The sequence below is a fragment of the Alienimonas sp. DA493 genome, from assembly GCF_043951915.1.
Classification (GTDB): Bacteria; Planctomycetota; Planctomycetia; order Planctomycetales; family Planctomycetaceae; genus Alienimonas.
Genome location: NZ_JBINJD010000238.1, coordinates 1 through 5,709, shown reverse-complemented (window position 1 = coordinate 5,709; position 5,709 = coordinate 1). Strand labels below are relative to the sequence as shown.

Sequence of the window (5,709 nt, the reverse complement as noted above, 5' to 3'; positions counted from 1 at the left end):
GTCCCGGACGCTTCAAGCGTCCGGGACGCTCAGGCTCAAACCGGCGCCGCCAGCGGTCTCGGCAGCGCCGCAGCGAGGGCATCGACCAGCGGGGGCAGCGCCGCCGCGGTCGTCTCCAGATTGTCCGCGGCCAATTCCAACCGCCTCGCGGCGGCGGAGGTGCGGGGGAAGCCGAAGGTGCCGGCGCTGCCGGCGATCTTGTGGGCCAGCCGGGCCGTCTCCGCCCGGTCGCCGGCCGCGTGGGCGGCGGTGAGGGCGGCGGCGTCCCGCAGTAATTCGCCCCGATAGCCGTCCCGCAGTTCGAGCAGGTCCGGGTCGAAGTCCGCCGGCGGTTCGTCGTCGGGCTCCGCGGAACGTTCTGTACCAGCCCGGAGCGCAAGCTCCGGCGGTGCGTCGTTCTGCTCGACGGCTGCGCCGCCGGCCGATGCTTGCGCATCGGGCTGGTACAAGCCGTCACCGTCAGCAGGGCCCGCCAACAACTCCGCGAGGCGTTGCAGGAGGGCGTGCAGGTCGAGCGGCTTGGGCACGTGACCGGTGCAGCCGGCGGCTTCGCAGCGTTCGCGGTCGCCGGCGAGGGCCTGGGCGGTGACGGCCAGCACCGGGCCGGCGTAGCCGCGGCGGCGGAGTTCCCGCGTCGCCGCCAGGCCGTCCAACACGGGCATCTGCACGTCCATCAATGCCGCATGGAAGACCGGCGCCGGGACGCCGTCCGGGGGGAAGACGGCGTCGACGGCGGCCCGGCCGTTCTCCACGCAGAGGACCTCCGCCCCGGCCCGGCGGAGGGCCAGGTCCAGCAGTTTGCGGTTCGCCTCGCCGTCGTCCGCCACGAGGATGCGGCGGCCGGGCAGCCGGGCGAATTTCTGGCGGGCGGAGGACGGGGCGGCGGCGGAGGGCCGGGAGAGGTCGCCGGCGGCGGGATCGCGGTCCGTCTGCTCGCGGAGGACGAGGCGGTCGGCGGGGCCGGCGTCGATCTCCAGGGTGAACGTGCTGCCCCGGCCGCGTTCGCTGGTGGCGGTCAGGGAGCCGCCCAGCAGCGCGGCGAATTCCTTGCTGATCGCCAGTCCCAGCCCGGTGCCGCCGGCGGCGCGTTCGCCCTCGGCGGTTTGCTCGAAGGGTTTGAAGATGCGTTCGAGGTCCTCCGGAGAGACGCCGGAGCCGGTGTCGGCCACGTCGATCCGCAGCCTCGCGGGGGCGGAGGAGCCGGTGCCGGCGGCGGGCATCCGTACCGCGGCCGTCACCCGCACCCCGCCGCGGGAGGTGAACTTCAACGCGTTGCCGACGAGGTTCACCACGATCTGCCGCAGGCGGCCGGTGTCGGTCCAGATCGCCTCCGGCACCGGGCCGTCCCAGGCGAAGTCCAAGTCCAGCCCCTTCTCGCCGGCCCGGACCCGCAGCATGGAGACGACCCCCGCCAGCACCTCGTGCGGTTCGCAGCGGCGGCGGCGGACCTCCGCCTTGCCGGCCTCGATGCGGGAGAGGTCCAATACGTCGCCGATCAATCCGGCCAAGTGCTCCCCGCTGCGGCGGATCGCTTCGAGGTGGTCGCGGCGCTGCTCCGGATCTTCGTCCCCGCCCTCCAGCAGCAGGTCCGCGAAGCCGACCATCGCGTTCAGCGGGGTGCGGATCTCGTGGGACATCTGGGCGAGGAACTGCGACTTGGCCCGGTCGGCGGCCTCCGCGGCGAGTTGGGCCTCCCGCCGCTCCTCGGCCTCGCGACGGGCGGAGACGTCCTGGATAAACAGGGTGAGCACCTCCGCCACGTCGTCCGCCCGGCGGCCCAGCGGGGTCACGGCGGCCAGCTTAGCGGCGATCTCCGCGGGGAAGGTGGAGCCGTCCGCCCGGCGGGCGACGGCCTCGATCCGGGCGGAGCCGTTCGCCTCCGCCCCGGCCCGGATCACCTTGCGGAGGGCGGAGCCGACCCGTCGGCGTTCCTCCTCCGGAAACAGCGTGCCCAGGTTCCGGCCCAGCGTCCGGTCGCGGCGGCGGCCGAAGGTCCGTTCGGCGGCGGGGTTGAACTCCACGATGCGGCCGGCCCCGTCGGCGGCGACGATCGGCTCCGTCGATCCCGCCAGGATCGCCCCCACCCGGGCGGCGCCGATCCGGGCCTTCGTGCGGGAGACGTCGAAGGCGTGCAACACCCGGTTGTACTGCTCCGCGACCGGGGCGGCCTCGGAGTACGGCTCGACCGGCACCGGCCGCAGCGATTCGCCCCGGCGGTGCGGCTCCATCGCCCGCACCAGTTCCCACAGGTCGGTCTTGGCCCCGTGCTCGCTGGCGTTCAGGCCGGCGGCCTCCGCGGCGGCGGACACCCGCAGCGGGGTGAACCGCTTCAGCAACCGCAGCGCCGGGTACAGCGCCCCCAGGGTGAACGCCGCACAGACCAGCGCCCCGAGGGCCTGCACCCCAAGCCATTCCGCCCGGGAGAGCCCGGTGTCGGCGACGACCTCCGCGGTCGCCAGCAGCGGGATCGCCAGCGTGCCCCACACCCCGCAGAAGGCGTGCACCGGCACCGCCCCGACGGCGTCGTCCAACCGCCGCCGGGCCAGCAGCCCGGAACCGAACACCACCAACGGCCCGGCCAGCAGACCGGCGACCAGCGCCCCGCCCGGCGACAGGTGGGCGCACCCGGCCGTGACCGCCACCAGCCCGCCCAAAAGGCCGTTGAGCAGCTCCACCGCGTCCACCGTCCAGACCTCCGCCCGCCCGGCCCGCCGGGCCCGCCGGTGGTCGCGCCAGAAGGCCGTCAGCCCCGCCCCGATCGCCCCGGCGCAGGCCGCCAGAAGGGTGTTCGCGGCGATCGGGCCGACGGCGGCGTCCACGCCCAGCGTGCTGCCGGCGTTGAACCCGAACCAGCCCACCAACAACAGCAGCGCCCCCAGGTGGGCCAGCGTGGGGCTCGACGGCCGCGGGAGGTGCCCCTCCCCGCCGGTTCCCCCGATCCCGGTTCCCCCCGCCGCGTCCCGCCGCCAGCCGAACCGGCCCCGCCGCGGGCCGACCGCGGCGATCGTCGCCAGCGCCGCCCACCCGCCGACCGAGTGCACCACCGTGGAGCCGGCGAAGTCCACGAAGCCCAGCGCCGCCAGCCAGCCGGGGGCGCCCCCGCCCGGCCCGCCCAGGTCGATCGCCCCGCCCCAGGCCCAGTGCCCCATCAGCGGGTAGACCGCGGTGCCCAGCCCCGCGGCGACGGCCAGGTAGACGGGGAACCGCGTCCGCCCCGCGCAGGCCCCGGAGACGATCGTCGCCGCCGCCCCGCAAAACACCGCCTGGAACACGAAGAACGCCGCCGTGCGCGGGTCCGACAGCGACGGGGCGAACGCCCCGGTCCCCACCACCCCCCAGGCGCTGGCGCCGAACATCGCCCCGAAACCCACCAGCCAGAACAGCGTCACGCTGACGGCGAAGTCCGCGGTGTTCTTCACCGCGACGTTGATGGAGTCCTTGGCCCGCGTCAGCCCGGCCTCCAAACAGAGGAAGCCGGCCTGCATCAACGCGACCAGCCCCGTGGCGACGACCAACCAGAGCAGATCGAGGTTCCCCGCCAGCGTCGCCAGTTCGGCGAGGGCGTCCGCCGGCGGCGTCTCCGCGGCGAGAGGCGGGGGGGGAGCGAAACCGTTCATAACCGCGGGCAATAAGGCGTTGCAAAAACGTCAGCGAGCCGTCGTCACTGTTCGGTCCCGCAACGGCTGGGGAGCCAAGGCAAACTCTGCGGCACGGGGAAACCCTGAGCCCGAGCGACGACTTGACCGATCGCCCCGGTTGTGCGGAGGAATTTCGGGCGAGATTTCGGACCGGAACGGAAGCTCGCTAACCTGCCGCCGTGCCGTTCGACCTCTCCCCCGCCGCGGTCCCGGCCCTGCTGACCGGCGGCGGACTGGCCGCGGTGCTGGCCGGCACGCTGGCCCTGCGGCAGCATGCGTTGGTCGTGCTGGTCGTCGCCGGGCTGGGGGTGATGTGGCTCACCCCCCGGGAGAACGTCGTCCGGGCCGAGGCCGAGACCACCGCGGAACGCTTCGCCGTCCGCGACGTCGGCGAGGAGGCGCACGGCGTCTGGTTCGAGGGCTCCCCCGGCGTGTTCACGATAAACAGTCGCGGGGACCTGACCGCCTACCGCCCCGGCCTCGGCGGCGGGCTGGGGGCGCCGGTCGCCCTCCTGAAGCCGGATCAGGGCACGGATCTCGACTGGAAATTTTCCCGCCAGATCGACGGCGACGCCCTCGTCCGTACGGAGCAGGGCGACTACGTCGTCACCCCCTATCAGCCGCTCCGCGTCTTTAATCCCACCGTTCCATCCTATCAGGGCGGCTGGCCGGCCGACCCCGCCCAGCCGCAGCCCACCCCCGGATTGCTGAAGCCGGGCGACCTGCTCGTCCCGACGCAAGACCTGGCCGCCGCGAAGGCCATCGCCGATCTGGAGCCGCCGAAGCGGTTCGCGGCGGCGTTCGGGGACACCGCGGCGAGCATCGGCCTGCTGATCGCGTTGGCTTCCATCCTCGGCGCCGGGCTGACGCACTCCGGCGCCGCGGAGCGGCTAGTGCGGGCGCTGCTGTCGACGGTCGGCCCGCAGGGCCACCCGGCGGCGTTCTGCGCCGGCTCGCTGGCCCTGGGCGTGCCGGTCTTCTTCGACGCCGTGTTCCTGCTGTGCGCCCCGCTGGCCAAGTCCACCGCCCTCCGCACCGGCCGCGGGCCGCTGTTGTTGCTCTTGGCCGTCTGCTGCGGCGGGGCGCTGACGCACTCCCTCGCCCCGCCGACCCCCGGCCCGCTGCTGGTCGCCGCGGAGTTGGACGTCTCCATCCCGCTGATGATCGGGGTCGGGCTGGGCGTGAGCGTCGCCACGGCCCCGCTGTGCCTGCTGTGGTGCTGGTGGCGGGTCCGGCGGTGGGAGCGGCGGGGCGAGACGATCCCCGTGCGGGAGGGCGCCGGGGCGAGTTTGGAACAGATGCGAACCCTCGCCGACCGCCCCGCCCACGAACTCCCCCCGCTGTGGGCCAGCCTGCTGCCGCTGGCCCTCCCGGTGTTCCTCATCGCCCAGAAGGCCGCCTGGGAGGCGGCGGTGGATCAGTTGGCCCCAGGCTGGGCGATCCCGACGGCCGTGGTGCGGGCGCTGGGCGCCCCGACGGTCGCGGTGCTGGCCGGCACGCTGATTTCCCTCCTGTTGCTCTGGCGGTACACGGCTCCCTTGGAACGCAAGGCGGTCGTGGCGGACGCGGTCGCGGAGGGCGGCGGCATCCTGCTGGTCGCCGCCGCCGGCGGGGCGTTCGGCACGGCCCTGCGGCAGACCGGCGTGGGCGGCCTGATCGCCGCCGTCCCGGATCTCGGCGGGCTGGGCCTGCTGGCGTTGGCCTGGGGCGTCTCGCTGGCGGTGCGGACCGCCCAGGGGTCGGCGACGGTGGCGATGGTCGTCGCCGCCGGCCTCGTCGCCGCCGCGATCCCCGCCAGCGGGGTGCACCCGGTCTGGGTCGCCTGTGCGATCGGCTGCGGGTCGAAGGCGGTGCTGTGGCTGAACTCCAGCGGCTTCTGGGTCGTCTGCCGGGCCGGCGGCCTGACCGAACGGGAAGCCCTCGCCACCGTCACCCCCCTGACCGTGGTGATGGCCGTCGTCGGCCTGGGCGTCACCGTCGCCGGCGCCTGGCTCTGGCCGGGCGTGTAACACTTCCCCGTCGACAGCTTGGCAGCCCGAGGCGCGAGCCGAGGCGGACACGCGGGGCAGAC

2 protein-coding genes are annotated in these 5,709 nt (G+C 74.6%); one reads left to right on the top strand and one right to left on the bottom strand.

Features of this window, described 5'->3' with window-relative positions; all coding sequences use genetic code 11:
* Positions 1–35: 35 nt before the first annotated feature.
* Complete coding sequence (locus tag ACG2DA_RS21495; RefSeq protein WP_395258563.1) at positions 36–3,617, bottom strand: ATP-binding protein; 3,582 nt, start codon at positions 3,615–3,617, stop codon at positions 36–38.
* 200 nt (positions 3,618–3,817) lie between these two features.
* Between ACG2DA_RS21495 and ACG2DA_RS21490 the strand changes: the two genes are divergently transcribed.
* The gene (locus ACG2DA_RS21490; RefSeq protein WP_395258561.1) at positions 3,818–5,647 is read left to right on the top strand and encodes a GntP family permease; all 1,830 of its coding nucleotides are present in this window, start codon (positions 3,818–3,820) and stop codon (positions 5,645–5,647) included.
* Positions 5,648–5,709: the final 62 nt, after the last annotated feature.